The organism is Dactylosporangium sp. CS-033363 (assembly GCF_050942475.1).
Lineage (GTDB): Bacteria > Actinomycetota > Actinomycetes > Mycobacteriales > Micromonosporaceae > Dactylosporangium.
Map to the genome: position 1 here is coordinate 5,942,752 of NZ_CP192032.1, position 15,738 is coordinate 5,958,489.

Annotated in this window: 16 protein-coding genes; 9 read left to right on the top strand and 7 right to left on the bottom strand. The window is 72.3% G+C overall.

The genetic code is table 11. The features are described 5' to 3' along the window. Together ACQPZ4_RS27425 and ACQPZ4_RS27430 are read right to left on the bottom strand one after the other, a co-directional pair. Positions 1–228 carry a hypothetical protein gene (locus tag ACQPZ4_RS27425; RefSeq protein ID WP_433041111.1) on the bottom strand — a complete coding sequence of 76 codons (228 nt, stop codon included), beginning with the start codon at positions 226–228 and terminating at the stop codon, positions 1–3. A gap of 249 nt (positions 229–477) precedes the next feature. After that, complete coding sequence (locus ACQPZ4_RS27430; protein ID WP_433041114.1) at positions 478–804, bottom strand: nuclear transport factor 2 family protein; 327 nt, start codon at positions 802–804, stop codon at positions 478–480. A 159-nt stretch (positions 805–963) separates the two neighbouring features. Here ACQPZ4_RS27430 and ACQPZ4_RS27435 point away from each other — a divergent pair, with 159 nt between their 5' ends. The 3 genes from ACQPZ4_RS27435 to ACQPZ4_RS27445 all read left to right on the top strand — a co-directional run bounded on the left by ACQPZ4_RS27435 (position 964) and on the right by ACQPZ4_RS27445 (position 4,430). Beyond that, positions 964–2,367: a glycoside hydrolase family 6 protein gene (locus ACQPZ4_RS27435; protein ID WP_433041117.1), complete on the top strand. Its 1,404-nt coding sequence runs from the start codon at positions 964–966 to the stop codon at positions 2,365–2,367. A gap of 107 nt (positions 2,368–2,474) precedes the next feature. Next, positions 2,475–3,878, top strand: a complete 1,404-nt coding sequence (locus ACQPZ4_RS27440; RefSeq protein WP_433041120.1) for a calcium-binding protein — start codon at positions 2,475–2,477, stop codon at positions 3,876–3,878. Positions 3,879–3,917: 39 nt separating this feature from the next. Continuing rightward, the gene (locus ACQPZ4_RS27445; RefSeq protein WP_433041123.1) at positions 3,918–4,430 is read left to right on the top strand and encodes a VOC family protein; all 513 of its coding nucleotides are present in this window, start codon (positions 3,918–3,920) and stop codon (positions 4,428–4,430) included. On the opposite strand, the gene ACQPZ4_RS27450 is transcribed toward ACQPZ4_RS27445, so the two are convergent. The 4 genes from ACQPZ4_RS27450 to ACQPZ4_RS27465 form a co-directional block, all read right to left on the bottom strand. Next, positions 4,414–4,980 (bottom strand): AAA family ATPase, encoded by a 567-nt coding sequence (locus ACQPZ4_RS27450; RefSeq protein WP_433041126.1) that lies wholly within the window; start codon positions 4,978–4,980, stop codon positions 4,414–4,416. The genes ACQPZ4_RS27445 and ACQPZ4_RS27450 overlap by 17 nt on opposite strands. 10 nt (positions 4,981–4,990) lie before the next feature. After that, the gene (locus tag ACQPZ4_RS27455) at positions 4,991–6,025 is read right to left on the bottom strand and encodes a hypothetical protein (protein WP_433041129.1); all 1,035 of its coding nucleotides are present in this window, start codon (positions 6,023–6,025) and stop codon (positions 4,991–4,993) included. Next, the gene (locus ACQPZ4_RS27460) at positions 6,022–6,516 is read right to left on the bottom strand and encodes a SigE family RNA polymerase sigma factor (RefSeq protein WP_433041132.1); all 495 of its coding nucleotides are present in this window, start codon (positions 6,514–6,516) and stop codon (positions 6,022–6,024) included. Before ACQPZ4_RS27460 ends, ACQPZ4_RS27455 begins: the two co-directional genes overlap by 4 nt. Positions 6,517–6,589: 73 nt before the next feature. Continuing rightward, positions 6,590–7,231: an NADPH-dependent F420 reductase gene (locus tag ACQPZ4_RS27465; protein ID WP_433041135.1), complete on the bottom strand. Its 642-nt coding sequence runs from the start codon at positions 7,229–7,231 to the stop codon at positions 6,590–6,592. Between the two features lie 76 nt (positions 7,232–7,307). Between ACQPZ4_RS27465 and ACQPZ4_RS27470 the strand changes: the two genes are divergently transcribed. Both ACQPZ4_RS27470 and ACQPZ4_RS27475 read left to right on the top strand, forming a co-directional pair. Continuing rightward, positions 7,308–7,874 (top strand): PadR family transcriptional regulator, encoded by a 567-nt coding sequence (locus ACQPZ4_RS27470; protein WP_433041138.1) that lies wholly within the window; start codon positions 7,308–7,310, stop codon positions 7,872–7,874. After that, complete coding sequence (locus tag ACQPZ4_RS27475; protein ID WP_433041141.1) at positions 7,871–9,142, top strand: MFS transporter; 1,272 nt, start codon at positions 7,871–7,873, stop codon at positions 9,140–9,142. Before ACQPZ4_RS27470 ends, ACQPZ4_RS27475 begins: the two co-directional genes overlap by 4 nt. On the opposite strand, the gene ACQPZ4_RS27480 is transcribed toward ACQPZ4_RS27475, so the two are convergent. Next, positions 9,124–10,041 carry an SDR family NAD(P)-dependent oxidoreductase gene (locus ACQPZ4_RS27480; protein WP_433041144.1) on the bottom strand — a complete coding sequence of 306 codons (918 nt, stop codon included), beginning with the start codon at positions 10,039–10,041 and terminating at the stop codon, positions 9,124–9,126. The two genes, ACQPZ4_RS27475 and ACQPZ4_RS27480, sit on opposite strands and share 19 nt — an antisense overlap. Before the next feature lie 114 nt (positions 10,042–10,155). On the opposite strand from ACQPZ4_RS27480, the gene ACQPZ4_RS27485 reads away from it, so the two are divergent. The 4 genes from ACQPZ4_RS27485 (at position 10,156) to ACQPZ4_RS27500 (ending at position 15,567) form a co-directional block, all read left to right on the top strand. After that, positions 10,156–10,821: a TetR/AcrR family transcriptional regulator gene (locus ACQPZ4_RS27485; protein ID WP_433041147.1), complete on the top strand. Its 666-nt coding sequence runs from the start codon at positions 10,156–10,158 to the stop codon at positions 10,819–10,821. Between the two features lie 131 nt (positions 10,822–10,952). Then, on the top strand, positions 10,953–13,694 hold the full coding sequence (locus ACQPZ4_RS27490) for a hypothetical protein (RefSeq protein ID WP_433041149.1): 2,742 nt from the start codon (positions 10,953–10,955) through the stop codon (positions 13,692–13,694). Next, on the top strand, positions 13,691–14,902 hold the full coding sequence (locus ACQPZ4_RS27495; RefSeq protein ID WP_433041152.1) for a hypothetical protein: 1,212 nt from the start codon (positions 13,691–13,693) through the stop codon (positions 14,900–14,902). Before ACQPZ4_RS27490 ends, ACQPZ4_RS27495 begins: the two co-directional genes overlap by 4 nt. A 59-nt stretch (positions 14,903–14,961) precedes the next feature. After that, on the top strand, positions 14,962–15,567 hold the full coding sequence (locus ACQPZ4_RS27500; RefSeq protein WP_433041155.1) for a hypothetical protein: 606 nt from the start codon (positions 14,962–14,964) through the stop codon (positions 15,565–15,567). Positions 15,568–15,738 lie beyond the last annotated feature (171 nt).

A 15,738-nucleotide genomic window follows, 5' to 3' on the forward strand; every position in this document is an offset into this window, starting at 1 on the left:
TCAAGCGTGGCAGCGCACCCTCACGAGGACCGTCTCGGGCGGGACGGCGTCGATGTAGGCCGACAGCGCCGCGGCGTGCACGTCGGCGCCGCGGTCCCCGGTCGCCTCGCTGAGCCAGTCCCCGTCGAGCGTGACGTACACGTACGTCGACAACGCCTGGGCCGCGGCCCGGGCGAGATGCGCGTCCCGGCCGCCGGACCACAGCCGCCGCAGACCCCGCGGCCGCACCGGCAGCGCCGCCCCGCCGCCGGCCGGCTCCCAGCGGTCCCAGGTGGCCGCAGGATCGTACGGCCCGCGCGTGTAGTCCGGTCGTACGGCGCGAGCGCCGCACCGACGGCCGCCGTCACCTCGTCAACGGGCGTCGGCGGCAGGAAGACGGTGGCGTAGAAATGCACAGCGCGGCATCCTACGGCCGGCGCGCGCCCGCACGCCGCAGGCATTGCCGCCCGGCCGGGTGTCGATCGGCGGGCTGGCCGCTCAGGGCTCGATGACCAGCCGGGCGATGGCCGGGCCGCGCAGCGTGAAGCGGTAGTGCAGGTCGACGACGCCGCCGGGGAAGTCGCCCTCGAGGTGCTGCACCACGTCGTACCGCTCGTCGTCCAGCCGCGTGGCCGAGACCAGTTCGGTGGTGTACGTGTATTCCGACGCGGCACTGCCGAGCCATTCGCGGATGGCGTCCGTGCCGTGGTGGCTGTGGCCCTCGTCGACCACCTCGGCGTCGGGCGTGAACCAGGCGATCGCCCGCTCGGTGTCGCGGGCGTTGTGCGCGGTCAGGTAGGTCGCGATTGCCGGAGAAAGATCCATACGCCGACCGTAGAAGCTCTCCCGGGGAGAGGGTCAACACCGCGTGCATGTTCACGCGCGCGACGCGGCCGGGGCCTCGCGCCGGGCGCTGTGATGGACCGTTCGGCGGGACGGTGGCGATGATGGGCGCCATCCATCCCGTTCGACGAAGGAGTTTCCGTGTCCATTCGCCGTCATCGGCGCCGGGTCGTGGCCGCCGTGGCTGCGGCGGCGGGTGTCGCCTTCGCCGCCGGCTGGTACGTGGTCGGGTCGGCGGCGGCGGGCACGCTGTCCGGCACCCTGTACCGCGACCCTGACTCGCAGGTCGTCCGCTGGGTCGCCGCGAACGCGAGCGACTCGCGCATGCCGGTCATCCGGGACAAGATCGCCAGCCAGTCGCAGGCGCGGTGGATGGCGAACTTCAACATCTCGACTATTCAGTCCGAGGTTTCCTCGTTCGTGGGCGCGGCCAACGCCGTGAACCAGGTGCCGGTGCTGACGAGCTACGCGATCCCGAACCGAGACTGCGGCGGGGCGAGCGCGGGCGGGGCGCCGGACCTCAACCAGTACCAACAATGGATCAGCGGTTATGCCAGGGGCCTCGGCAACCGTACCGTCATCGTGATCATGGAAACCGACGCGCTGGCGCTGCAGACGTGCCTGAGCTCGACCGAAATCCAACAGCGGGCGCAGGCGATCAGCACGGCGGTGCAGACGCTGAAGTCGGGCAACCCCAACGCGAAGGTGTACCTCGACGGCGGGCACTCGGCGTGGAACTCCGCGTCGGAGCAGGGTTCGCGGCTGGTGGCGGCCGGCGTGCAGTACGCCGATGGATTCTTCACCAATGTCTCGAACTTCCAGCCGCTGGGCAACGAGCAGGCCTACGGCCGGTCGATCATCTCGTACCTGCAGAGCCGGGGGATCAGCGGCAAGCGCCAGGTCATCGACACCAGCCGCAACGGTGGCGCGGCCGGCGACTGGTGCGCCGACGACAACACCGACCGGCGCATCGGCAACTACCCGACCCTGAACACGGGCGACGCCAACATCGACGGGTATCTGTGGATCAAGCCGCCCGGTGAGGCCGACGGCTGCAGCTACGCCGCCGGCAACTTCGTCCCCGCCCTGGCCTACAGCCTGGCTTCGAGCGCCCCGTACCCGCCGGCCGGCTCCCCGACCCCCTCGGCGTCGGCGTCCCGTTCGCCCAGCGCGAGCGCCTCGCCGTCGGCGTCCCGATCCCCCAGCGCGAGCACCTCGCCTTCGCCGAGCCGCTCGACCGGCGGCGGTGGCGGGGCGTGCAGCGCGGCGTACCAGACGACGAGCTCCTGGCAGGGCGGCTTCCAGGGCAACGTCACCGTCACCGCGGGCGCTTCGGCGATCAGCGCGTGGACGGTGACCTGGACCTTCGCGGGCGGCCAGTCGATCACCCAGCTCTGGAACGGCACCCTCACGACCAGCGGCGGCAACGTCACGGTGCGGAACATGCCGTACAACGGCGCACTGGGCGCGGGCGCCTCGACGCAGTTCGGCTTCACCGCGAACGGCAACGCCACGACGCCGACGGTGAGCTGCACCGCTTCCTGACCCGCCGGCCGGCGCGCGGGCGATCGTCGCCCGCGCGCCGGTGGTTGGCGCATCGGGTTCCTGACTCCGGTGGTCCGCACGCCTCGGGCCCGTGGCACCGTGCTGCCATGGGACGCCTGGCGAGGATGACGGTGGCGGCGGTGGTCGCGGCGAGCGGGGCCGTGCTCGGCATGTCCGGGCCGGCCCACGCCGCGGTGCCCGGCACGGTCGCGATGGACTATCCGTGGCGCCTGCAGTACCTGGCCGCCGCCCACCAGACCAACACGATCACGGTGACCGAGTCCGGCGGCTGGACCTACGTCGACGACGTCTACGCCATCGCCGCCGGGGCCGGGTGTTCGGCGGTACCGATGGATGCCACCAGGGTGCGGTGCGCGAGTGCCCCGATCACCGCGATCGTCGTCAACGCCGGCAACGGCAACGACACGATCACGATCGGCGGCAGCGTCGACGAGTCGGTGACCACCAGCCTGCTCGGCGGCGACGGCAACGACACCATCAACGGCGGTGCCGGGCTCGACGGCATCTGGGGCGGTCCGGGCGCCGACACCATCAACGGTGGCGGCGGCCTCGATGCGGCGATGTACAACGAGCCCACCCGCGCCGCCGGCGTCCACGTCGACCTCGACGGCGCGGCGGGCGACGACGGCGAGCCGGGCGAGGGCGACACCGTCGGCGCCGACGTGAAGAGCGTCTACGGCACCGCCCACGACGACGTCCTGACCGGCAACGCCGCCAACAACCAGATCGTCGGCGACGGCTATCTCCCCGGCGCCACCGGCAACGACACGATCACCGGGCTCGGCGGCGCGGACACGCTGCAGGGCGGTCCGGGCAACGACCTGATCAACGGCGGGACCGGCGCGGACGTCATGCACGGCGACGAGGGGCTCGACACCGTCACCTACGCCGGGCGCGCCGACGCGGTCGTCGCCGACCTCGACGGGGTGAACGGCGACGACGGCGCGCCCGGCGAGGGCGACACCATCGACGCCGACGTGGAGAACCTGACCGGCGGCCGCGGCGACGACACGCTGACCGGCAACGCCGGCACCAACGTCCTGATCGGCGGCCAGGGCGTCTGCACCCTGCTCGGCCCGTGCACGACCGGCGGCGACGACATCCTCGACGGACAGGGCGGCAACGACCGGCTCGACGGCGGGCTGGGCGCCGACGTCCTGATCGGCGGTACCGGCATCGACTTCGCCGACTACGCGGGCCGCACCGCCGCGGTCACCGCCGACATCGACAACGCCGCCGACGACGGCCAGCCCGGCGAGGGCGACACCATCACCACGTCGGTGGAGGGCATCCTCGGCGGCAGCGGCGACGACGTGCTCACCGGCAGCGCCGGGGACAACCTGCTGTCGGGCGGGGACGGGTCGGACTCGCTGTACGGGCTGTCGGGCAACGACATCCTCGACGGCGTGGCCGGGGCGGCCGACTTCGCCGACGGCGGCCCCGGCGTCGACACCTGCGTCCACACCGACGCCGCCGTCAACTGCGAGTGAGGACAGGAACTGACCGCAACCGGCCGTAGCCTTGCCGGCATGGACACCTACGCACCCAGTGGATACACGACCGTCGCGCCCTGGATCGTCACCCCGGACACCGGGCGGCTGCTGGACTTCATCACCGCGGCGTTCGGCGGCGTCGAGCTGGGGCGGGTACCGCTGCAGGACGGCACGATCGGGCACGCCGAGATCCGGGTCGGTGACACCGTCGTGCTCGCCTTCGACCAGCGGCCCGACTGGCCGGCCATGCCCTCGCTGGTGCGGGTCTTCGTCGCCGACGCCGACGCGGCGATCGAGCGGGCCGTGGCGGCCGGGGCCCGCGTGGTCACCGCGCCGGCCACGCAGGCGTTCGGGCAGCGCGGCGGGCGGGTCCGCGACCCGTTCGGCAACATCTGGTGGGTCAGCGCCGTCGTCGAGCAGGTCGACCCCGAGGAGGGCATGCGCCGCCTCGCCGAACCGCGGTACGCCGAGGCGATGCGCGACGCCCAGGAGACCTACGACCGCGAGATGACCGGCCGCCCCGGCAGCGCCGTCAGCGCGCCTCGCTGAGCGGCCCGAGCAGCCACCGGCGGATCTCCGCCCGGCTGCGCAGCCGCACGACGGGCAGGTCGGGCCGCCGTACGGCGAGGTCGCGCACCCGGGCCGCGCTCGTGCCGTGGGTGGTCCACGCCCACCGGATGATGTGCTCGGGGTCGTGGAAAATCGTCCAGAGCGGCGGCTCCACGTTGCCGTTCCACAGCCGCCGCCGGTTGACGCTGCGGTCCACGGTCCGCCGCACGACCTGCCGCATGACCCGGTGCCGGGGCAGGTCGAGCCACACCAGCAGGTCGGCCCGCTCGGCGAGCAGGGCCCGGACGCTGCTGTACTGCCATTCCGTCACCCACCGCGGCCCGGCGCTGAACCGGTCCACGTCGTCCTCGAACGAGGGCCGCGGGGTCCAACCGCTGCCGTGGTACAGCCCGTCGATCTCGATGTGCGGCACGTCCAGCGCGGCCCCGATCCGGCCGGCGAGGGTCGTCTTGCCCGACCCGGACGTGCCGGCGACGAGGATCCGCCGCGGCCGGCCCGGCAGCGCGTCGAGCGGGCGGAGCAGCGGCATGCCGCCCACCCTACGGCGTCGCCGGCAGCCAGCGGTCCGATGCCGTGGCATCCGCGGTGAACCGGACGGCCTCGCCCATGTCCAGCACCTCGGCCTCGGTCGCATTGCGGGAGGTCGTCAGGCTGACGCTCAGCCCGCCGACCGCCTCCAGTTGCAGCTGCATCCCGTCCTCGGCCGGCACCAGCGCCGCCCGAAGGCCGGCGACGCGGCGGTCCTTCGGGGCGCCCAGCCGCTCCGCTGGGTCCTCCCCGGCGACGATCAGGATGATCCGGTGCGCGGTGCCCGCCTGGCCGTAGTCCACGGTCGCGCCGACCAGGGCGGCCCCCGGCTGCCCGGGTGACAGTTGCAGCGCCACGTCGCAGTCCTGCACCGCGTACCCGGCCGGCAGGGTGACGGGCGCGGCCGGGGTCGCACAGTGGGTACGCCGGTCGAAGCGCACATGCCCGGCCAACTCCTCGGCGAGCGCGTCGCTGCCGGCCGTCACGTGCATCCACACCCCGTCGCCGACCTCCCACACGATCCGGTGGAACTGCTCGAACCGGTACAGCGTGGCCGGCCACTGCCCGACGCTGAGCGCCTCGGTGCTGTCCGCGGGCTCGATCGGCTCCCGGTGGTCGAGCAGCTGCAGCTGTGCGCCGGCCCCGCCGCCGTCCCGCAGCAGCAGGCCCTGGCCGGCGCCGAATCGTGCGTCGATCAGGCTGTACACCTGGGGGATGCGATCGAGCGCGTAGAACAGTTCGTCGGGGTCCCCGGCCGTCACCTCGGCCCGGGTCGGCAGGCGGTCGGCGGCGGTCGTGGGCAGGCCGGGCACCCCGGGCACGGCCTCCAGCGGCGAGACGGCCACCGGCGGAGCCGCCCCGGGCCGGTTCAGCGCGATCCCGGCGACAAGAACAAGTGCCACGACCGCCGCGGTACCGCCAGTGATGACCCGCCGCCGCACGATGCTCCGCCGCCCGCGCACCACGGCCCGCTCGGCGAGCACGGCGAGGTCGGCCCGGTGCTCGGCCCGCTCGCGGAAGGTCTCGGTCAGCAGCTCGTCGATCACGTCGCGCTCCTCGAGGTCGCATTGGCCGGGAAGTGCGCCCGCAGCGTCGCCAGCCCGCGCATGGCATGGGTCCGGACGGTCACCGCCGAGCAGGACAGGATCTCCGCGATCGCCGCGTCGCCGAGGTCCTCGTAGTACCGCAGCACGAGCACCGCGCGCTGCTTCGGCGGCAGGGTGCCGACCAGGCGCCACATCTGGTCCCGGTCGGCCACGGCCTGCTCGTGCTCGTCACCGCCCCGCCGGTCGGGGACGTGGTCGGTGCTCACCTCCCGGTTGGTGAGCCGCCGCCACCACGAGATGTTGGCGTTGACGAGCATCCGCCGCACATACACGTCGGGCCGGTCGGCGCTGCTGATCCGGCCCCACTTGGCGTACGCCCCGGCCAGCACCTCCTGCACGAGATCCTCGGCGCGGTGCGGGTCCCCGGTGAGCAGGCTGGCCAGCCGCAGGAGCGCGGGCCCGCGGGCGTACACGTACTCGTGGAAGTCCATCTCCCGAACAGACGCATCCGGTCACCGCGAACGTTGACCCGCACGGCCGCGATTCGTCGCGCGCCGCCCGGCGTCAGATCGTGCGGGGTGCTTGCGCGAGGTTCGCCTCGAGGGCGGCCTTGTCCTGCTTGCTGACGTACGCCGGGCGGTCCCGCTCGACCCGCCAGGACTCGCTCAGCGGACTCACGTCGACCGTGTCGAACCCGATCCGGTCGTACAGGTCGGCGGCGAACGCGGCCGCCTCCGGATAGTCGGAGGACACCGCCAGCGCGCGCCGGCCGGGCGTGCCGGACGGGGAACCGCCGGCCGTGATGTCGGCCGCGCCGATGTGGTTGAACGCCTTGACCACCTTCGACTCCGGCAGGTGCGCCTGCAGCAGCCCCGACGTGGTCGCCTCGCCGCGGTCCAGCTCGCCGAACCGGCCGTCGCGCTCCCAGTAGTAGTTGTTGGTGTCGAGCACGATCTTGCCCGCCAGGGGCTCGACCGGCACGTCGCGGAACCTGCCGAACGGGACGGTCACGACCACCACGTCGCCCGCGGCGCCCGCCTCCTGGGCGGTCGCCGCGCGGGCGGACGGGCTGAGGTCCTCGATGAGCGCGGACAGCGTCTCCGGCCCGCGCGAGTTCGCGATCACCACGTCGTGCCCGAGCGCGATGACCGCCCGGGCGACCTGGCTGCCGATGTTGCCTGCCCCGATGATGCCGAATGTCGTCACGGTCGGCCCAACCGGGCCGGCGATCTGGGTATTCCACTGGGCTTGCGTTTTCACATAGCTTCAATACATTAGATTCATGAATCTAACCCGACTGGTCGTCCTGGGACTGCTGGCCGAGCGCGGCGCCCAGCACGGTCACCAGCTGCGCCACGACATCCGGCTCGCCAAGGCCGACGAATGGGCCGGCGTCGGGGCCGGATCACTCCATCGCGAGCTGCGCAAACTCGCCGACGAGGAACTGATCGAAGCGGTGCGCGTCGAACGGGTGGAGCGGCGGCCGGAACGGACGATCTACCAGATCACCGACGCCGGGCGCACCGAGCTGGACCTGCTGCGGGAGCAGGCGTTCACCTCGCTGCAGGCGGCCACCGATCCGGTGGCCGCCGCGCTGGTCTTCACGGGCACCACCGCGGCCGCAGCGCTCGGCGACCTGCTCGCGCGGCATCGGGCCGCGGTCGAAGCCGAGCTCGCCCGGCTCGCCGCCGAGCGGGCCCGGGGCGAGGCCGAGGGCTTCCTGCGGCCCGAGGTGTCCGCGCTGCAGGCGGCCGCGTTCCGCCGCAGCGAACTGCGGGCGCAGGCCGAACTGGCCTGGCACGACGAGTGGGACCGCGTCTTCGGCCCGGCCTCCGGAGCCCCGAGATGATGGCGCCGCCCGCGCTGCGGCATCCCCTCTTCGTCCGCGTCTGGGCCGGAGGCATCGTGTCCGCCGTCGGCACGCAGATGAGCAACGTCGGCAAGGCCTGGGTGCTGTACGCGATCACCGGCTCGGCCGTCGCGCTCGGCATCGAAGGGCTCTGCTTCAGCCTGCCGATCATGCTGCTGCCGCTGCTCACCGGCCCGCTCACCGACCGCCTGCCGCGCGCCGCGGTGCTGCAGACCACGATGGCCGCCGAGGCGGTGCTGGCCACGGCCCTCGCCGCCACGGCCGCGACCGGCACGCTGCGGCCCTGGATGCTGTACCTCACCGCCGCGCTGGAGGCGAGCCGGCTCGCGCTCGACATCCCGGCCCGCAACGCCCTGATCGCCGGCCTGGTCCCGGCGGCCGACCTGCACAGCGCCCAGTCGCTGTCCTCGGTGGTCTACAGCTCCTCCGCGCTGATCGGGCCCGCCCTCGGCGGCGTCCTGCTGGCGGTCGCCGGCCCGGCGCCGGTGTTCGCGCTCAACGCGGTGAGCAGCCTGCTCGCGCTGATCGCGTTCCGCCCCGTCTCGGCCCGGCTCCGTCAACCGGCAACGGCGAAGGCGACGGCACCGGCAACGGCACCGGCAACCGTCGACAGCCCGTCGAGGCCACCGCGGCTGTTCGACGGAGCCCGGTTCGCCGGCCGGAACCCGGCGATCCTCCGGCTGCTCGTGGTGCTGTTCAGCACGAGCACGCTGGTGATCGGCACCGAGACGTTGCTGCCCGTGCTCGACCAGACCCGCTGGCACGGCGGCCCGATCGGCTACGGGCTGTTGCGCATGGCCCCCGGCATCGCCGCCCTCGTCACCGGGGTGTTCCTGTCGCTGCGCCCGCAACCCGCCTCCCCCGGCCGGGCCATCCTGCTCAGCGGCGTCGTCGCGGGCGCCGCACTGGTGGCGTTCCCCCTGGCGCCCCGGCTGTGGATCGCCTTCGCGCTGCTGGCCATCGGGTCGGTCGCGGTCAGCGCGGCCCAGGTGTTCATCCTGACCGGCCTGCAGCAGCGCACCCCGGACCGGGTTCGCGGCGCGGTCGGCGGCTTCACCGCGATGACCCAGAGCGGGTTCGCCGGCATCGCCGCCGCCGGCATGGCCCTGGGCGCCGGCGGCATCCCGGCCCCCGCGGTCATCATCGCCGTCGCGGCCGCCACCGCGGCCACCGCCGTCCTCGGCAACCGGCTCCAGCGCGTCGCCCCACAGGATGCGGAGCCGACCAGTCACGCCGACGCGGGCTGAAGCGCCGGGAACGTCACCCCGGTGAGGTCCTCGGAGACGCTCCACAGCCGCTGCTGTACCGCAACGTCGTACGACTCCGGGCTGGAGGTGACCAGCCGCGGGTACCCCTTGATCTCGTTGCGGCCGCCGGGCCCGTAGTACTGGCCGCCGAGCACGGCGGGGTCGGTCGCCGCGCGCAGGGTCGGCAGCGCGCCCATCGCCGGCGTCTGGGTGATCACCGGCGCGACCCAGGTCAGCGGCAGCCGTACGGCCGCCGGGGTGTTGCGGGCCAGCTCAGTGCTGGACATGCCGGGGTGCGCGGCGACCGCGACGGTGGTGCCGTGCACGGCGAGCCGGCGCTGCAGCTCGTACGTGAACATCAGGTTGGCGAGCTTCGACTGGCCGTAGGCCCCGGCCCGGCTGTACGAGCGCTCCCACTGCAGGTCGTCGAAGTGGATCGCGGCCCGGATCCGGTGGCCGGTGCTGCTGACCGTCACCACGCGGGAGCCGGGCACCGGCAGCATCAGGTCCAGCAGCAGCCCGGTGAGCGCGAAGTGGCCGAGGTGGTTGGTGCCGAACTGCAGCTCGAAGCCGTCGCGGGTGGTCCGCTTCGGGGTGTACATCACGCCGGCGTTGTTGATGAGCAGGTCGATCCGCTCGTACCGGGACCGCAGCGCCTCGGCCGCCGCCCGGACCGAGTCGAGGGCGGTCAGGTCCAGCGCCTGCACGGTCACGTCGCCGGGCATGCGGGCCGCGGCCTGCGCGCCCTTCTCGACGTCGCGCACGGCGAGCACCACGGACGCCCCGCGCGCGGCGAGGGCCTTGGCGGTCTCGTATCCCAGTCCGGTGTTCGCCCCGGTCACCACGGCCACCCGCCCGGCCTGGTCCGGAATGCCTGCCGCAGTCCACGTCGCGCTCATGTCGTGCCTCCAACATCATTAACGTACCGTCGGTATCTTGCACCTCCAACGCTAAGGTACCTGCGGTACGTTGTCAACGTACCGGGGGTACGTAAGGTGCGGTAGGCTGGCCGCGTGACGTTCCAGCGGGCCCGGACCGACGAGCAGCGCGACCTCCGCCGGCGGGCGATCCTCGACACGGTGTCGTCCATGCTCGGCGAGATGCCCGTCGCCGCCGTCACCCTGAACGAGCTCAGCCGGCGGGCCGGCCTGGCGAAACCCAACGTCCTGCGGTACTTCGAGTCCCGCGAGGCGATCCTGCTCGAACTGCTCGACCGCTTCCTGCAGGACTGGCTCACGGAACTGGCCGGCGAACTGGCCGCCGGCGTCGACGAGGCACTCCCCCTGGCCGGGCGCGCGTCCGCGGTGGCCGAGATCCTGAGCCGCTCCCTGTCCAGCCGCACCACGCTGTGCGAGCTGTTCGGCGCGCAGTACAGCGTGCTGGAACACAACGTGTCCGTGGAGGTCGTCGCACGGTACAAGCGCGCCTCCCTGGAGCGCCTGACCACCATGGCCGCCCTGCTCCAGCGGTACCTGCCGGAACTGGGCGAGCAGGCGGTGCTGTTCAGCCTGCAGACCATGGCCACGGCCGGCGCGGTGTCGGCCTACAGCACGCCCCCGCCCAGCCTGCAGGCGGCCTACGCGGCCGAGCCCGACCTGGCCCGCTTCCACCTGGAGCCGGACGCGTACCTGAGGCTGGCCGTCACCGCGACGCTCCTGGGCGTGCTGCCGCGCCCCTGACCGACCCCGCACGCTTTGTCACCATCCGAAATCGCGGGGTCACCAAGACATCGATGCGCGTGGCACAATGTCGGCTGTCGTGATCCTTCGGCAGGACGCCCGCGGGGGGCAGGATCAGGGGTGCTTTCGGCATGAGCTCGTTCGCTCAGGAGTGGCTGGTCGCCGCGGCCGGGGTCGATCCGTGGAAGCTGCGGGACCAGTTCGCCGCCGGTGATCCGGAGGAGATCTACGCCGTGGCGCGCGGGTTCAACGCGGCCGCGGCGCAGCAGGGCGACGCCGTCACGCTCGCCACCAAGGGCCTCGAAACGGCCGGCGACGGGTACAAGGTGAACAACGCGACGCCGATCGACGTCGACGCGCAGGTGAGCCAGGTCAGCAGGTCGCTGGGCAACGACGGCGAGAAGCTCGGGAAGATCGCGAAGCTGCTGTCGGAGACCGCCAGCGACCTCGCCCAGCGTACGGCGACGGCGAACGCGCAGGTCACGCAGCTGGTCGGGGACGTCAACGGGATCATCGCGGAGTGGAACGCGCTGGCCAGGAAGCACTCCTACGACCCGGACTTCCACCAGCAGTACGAGACGACCAAGGCGAAATATGTCGCGCGGGCGGTGCGGAAGGTCCAGGACTACTCGGGCCCGCTGAGCAGGTCCATCACCGAGTACGAGCAGTTCCTCGCCGGCCACATCAAGGCGATGGCCGACCTCGGGTACCTCCCGCCGACCGAGCTCGACGAGGGGCCGGGCGGCATCGTCGTGCCCGACCCGACCCAGGCGGCCTACGGGACCCTGGCCGCGACGAAGACCGCCGACCAGCAGCTGGCGCTGGCCATGTTCAGGTCGAACACCGAGTACCTGGACCTGCTCAACGCCAAGCAGCAGGCGGGCGGGCAGCTCACCGAGGCGGAGAAGAACTGGCTCAAGCAGTACTACGAGCAGCTGACCCCGCACTTCGGTGAGATCAAGGACTGGGCCGACAAGCAGCTCGGGCTCCATCCCGGCGAGAAGCCCCGCCAGGACCATCCGCTGGTGAAGCTGGTCGACCGGGTCGGCGACGGGTTCCTGACGCTGTCGCAGAGCGTGCCGTACGAGGAGCTGCCGAAGTCCGCGCAGGACATTCTGGCCCTGAACCTCGGCGTCACCGACCCGAACGACCAGCCCGGCCTGTTCCGCACGCCGGGCGAGCGGCACATCGCCGAGCCGTGGCCGCCGCAGACCGACCCGAACCTGATCAGGGCGGCGGGCTTCGTCGGGCTGCTCAACGACTACTCCAGCGACTACGCGGCGCCCAGCGACGGGCTCGCGACCCACCTGAAGGACGCGTCGCTGCGCTGGAAGCACCAGCTCAACGTCATGTACGCCAACTACCAGGCGGACTACCCGATCGCGAAGGGCTACTACGCCGACCACGGGCCGCAGCTGACCGAGGCCGAGTGGAACAAGCTCATGCCGGACGAGCTGGCCTCCGACGCGCTCGGCGTGGTGGCCCGCAACCGCGACTTCACCAACCACTGGATCACCGACAACGCGGCCGAGCGCCGCCAGGTCATGGGCATGAACTGGCAGTCCGGCCAGGGCGCGGCCGACGTCATCCTCGCGGCCACCATGCGCGGGCACGGCCTGTCCGACGAGCAGGCCGCCCGGGCGGGCCTGGCGATCGTGCAGGACGCCGCCACCGACTACAACGGCCTCGCCGGCATGGCCAACAGCAAGGTCAAGGGGGCGATCGCCGACGTCGGCATCTTCTACCTCGACTCGTTCGCGCGTCACGACAACGCCACGCCCGGCACCGAGGGGTACATCACGATCACGCTGCCGGACGGGTCGCAGATCTCCGGCTTCTCGATGGACGCTGAGACCCGCGGCAACTTCCTGAAGTTCGTCGCCGCCAGCGACAAGGACATCTACGAGCACTTCCGCGAGGCGACGCTGGTACGGGGCACCCAGTACCTGGAGATGGCGCTCGAGCACGGGCACGCCGACCCGAGCGACCCGGCGTACGCGAAGGCCCTGGACAACGCGATCCGGCTCACCGCCGCCACCGACGGAGCCGCCGCCGGCGTCCTGCTCGACGCGGTGAAGGAGGGCGCCGGGGACAAGGAGATCACGAAGATGCGGGAGGACCTCGCCTACGCCCAGGCGATGTCCGACTACAACGTCAAGAAGGGCAACATCGACACCATCAACCGGATCCTCGGCGTGGCCGGCATGGTCGAGATGTCGTTCGACGCCGGCGTGGGGTACCAGGTCGGCTCGACCGCGTTCGGCCTCATCACCGGCGCGGTGCTCGAAGCGCCGACACCCCCGAGCCAGGACGAGTACATCAGCGGCCTGCTGGGCTACGTGCAGGACCTGGCGGGCGCGCAGACGGCCGAGGCGGCGGCCCAGTCACGCGGCATGAGCAACGTCCTCACCATGACCATCCAGGCCCATCAGTACGCCAACCAGCCGATCATGTACACGGACGAGCACGGCAACCAGGTGCAGGTGACGACGAACGACGCCGGCCAGTACCCCGAGGAGGTGAAGCGGCCGCTGCTGAACCAGCTCGGGGTGTACGACACCGAGCTCATCCACGAGTCCGTCAACGCCATGGTCGGCAGTTCGGCCTCGCACCCGGACAAGCACGGCGGCGGGTACGACACGCAGTTCAGCCAGTACGCGCCCGGCACCGGACCGGAGCAGATCGGCTCGCTCGGCGACGCGGGCGGCAACTGGTCGAACACCGACGACCAGTACCGCATCTACTACGGCGACGAGGTCCGCTGGCGCTACATCGAGCCGACGAACACCGAGGGGGGATACCTCAAGACCGACGTGCCGGACGACAAGGGTCCCACCCGCACCGCCGATCCGAAGGTACCGAAAGCCGGATGAACCGCACCGTCGCGCTCCTCGCGAGCGTCCTGCTGCTGGCCGCCTGCACCCCGTCCGGCCCGCCACCCAAGCCCGAGCCTGTGCCGAGCACGGCACCCGCGCCCTGCCGGACCGAGGTCCTCGCCGGCTGGAGCAGCGCCGGGCTGGCCGTCCTGTGGGTCGCCCGCCCGATCTGGGAGGACCCGACCAGGATGGGAACGGTCCGGCTGCCCACCGCGGTCACCGCGATCGACGTGCGCACCGGCCAGGTCCGCTCGTACTGCCCGCTGCCCGCCCCGCCGACCGGCCCGGTCGTGCAGGAGGATCACAAACTGGCCATGCGGCAGGGCGGGACGGCCTACCCGCCGTACCTGACCGACACCGACCTACTGCTGCGCACCCAGTACTTCTCGCCCGACTTCCGTTGGTTCGCCGCGCCCGGCCTGCCGCTCATCGACGTCGCCACCGGCCGGCCCGTCCCGACCGACTGGCCCGGCACCGCCGTCGGCCTGAGCCGCGACCTGGCCCTGATCAAAACCGGCGCCTCCGCGCCGACCTGGTGCACCCGGTCCCTGCCCCCGAAGACCGGCGAACCCTGCACCCCGCTCACCGTGCCCGCGAGCGAGGGCGCCTTCGTGATCGGATCCGCCGGTACCCCCACCTGGGTCCCGGCCGCCACCCAGCCCTACGTCTTCGGTGCCGTCACCGGCTACGCCATCACCGACGGCACCCGCATCTACGGCGCCGAGGACATGCCGGCCGCCGAACGCGCGCTCCAGACGGACGGCCCCAGCCCGGCGAACGCCCCCATCGACATCGACCCGGCCGGCCTCGGCGGCTTCATCACGATCGTGGCGGAGCAGCCCCCGGCTATCCGCCGCGCCGACGACTGGTTCACCGTGGAGTCGGTCGGCGACGGGCAGATCCGCACCCGCTACCACCACACCACGGCCCGGGGCGTCTCGGCCGGCTTCTACTGGATGTGGGGCGACCCGACCAGCGCGTCCCGGGCGATCGCCGACGGTGGCAAGGTGGCCGTCACCACCAGCATGGAGTTCCAGAACGGCCACCGCAGCACCCGCTTCGGCGCGCTGGTCGACGGCACCGACCAGGTCATCGACCTCACCCAGGACCGCGGCCTGCACTGCCCGCAACCGGACGCGTTCTGCCACATCCTCGCCTGGCCCGACGGCAGCATCGGCACCACCGATGACCCGCCCCAGCTATAGCGGCCGACCGATACGCTGGGCGATCGGGCCCGACGGGGGGAGACGAATTGTTCGAGGTCATGACGCGGCTGCACCGGCACCGGGCGCTGCTTGCCACCGTCGGTGCGGCAGCTGTACTGACGGTCGCGACCGCGTGCTCCGGCTCACACCCGACGGCGGAGGGCACGACTCCCCCGCCCGCCTCGACGGCTCCCACCGCGGCACCCAGCACGGCCGGCCCCTCCCCGACACCGGCGGCGAGCTACACCAAGCCCCCGCCGCGCAACCTCACCCGCCCGCCGGGCGTCGGCACGATCTCCGGTTCCACGTGCACGTACGCGGTCAGCTCCATCCACATCTTCGCCGCCTCCTGGGCGTCGAATCAGGTCAGCGTCGTGCAACGCGGCCGGCAGGTGCCCGACGACGTGTGGGCCGAGACCGCGCGAGTGACCGACGACTACCACACCGGCATCGCCACCACGCGGTCCCGGCTGAAGGACGCACACATCCCGGAGAGCTTCCCGTTGTACGCCGACCTGGCCGACGCGGACGCGGCCATCACGGAGGCAATCACCGCGGCCCAGGCCAAGGACAGCTCCCAGGTGATGCCGATCTACTTCAAGGCCCTCACCGCCGAGGACCATCTGGTGGAGTCCTGCTCGGCCCTCGAGACAACAGCGCGCTGACACAGCCCATGACCGGGCTGGACATCACTGACCTGGCCAGCCGCACCCTCGCCGCGGCGAAACTGGCCCACGACGTCGACCCGGCCACCCAGGCGGCAGCGCGCCGTGGCCATTCCCGCGCCGATTGACATTCTCTCCGCACAACCTCACGCGCCACCCATCCGCTCGCCG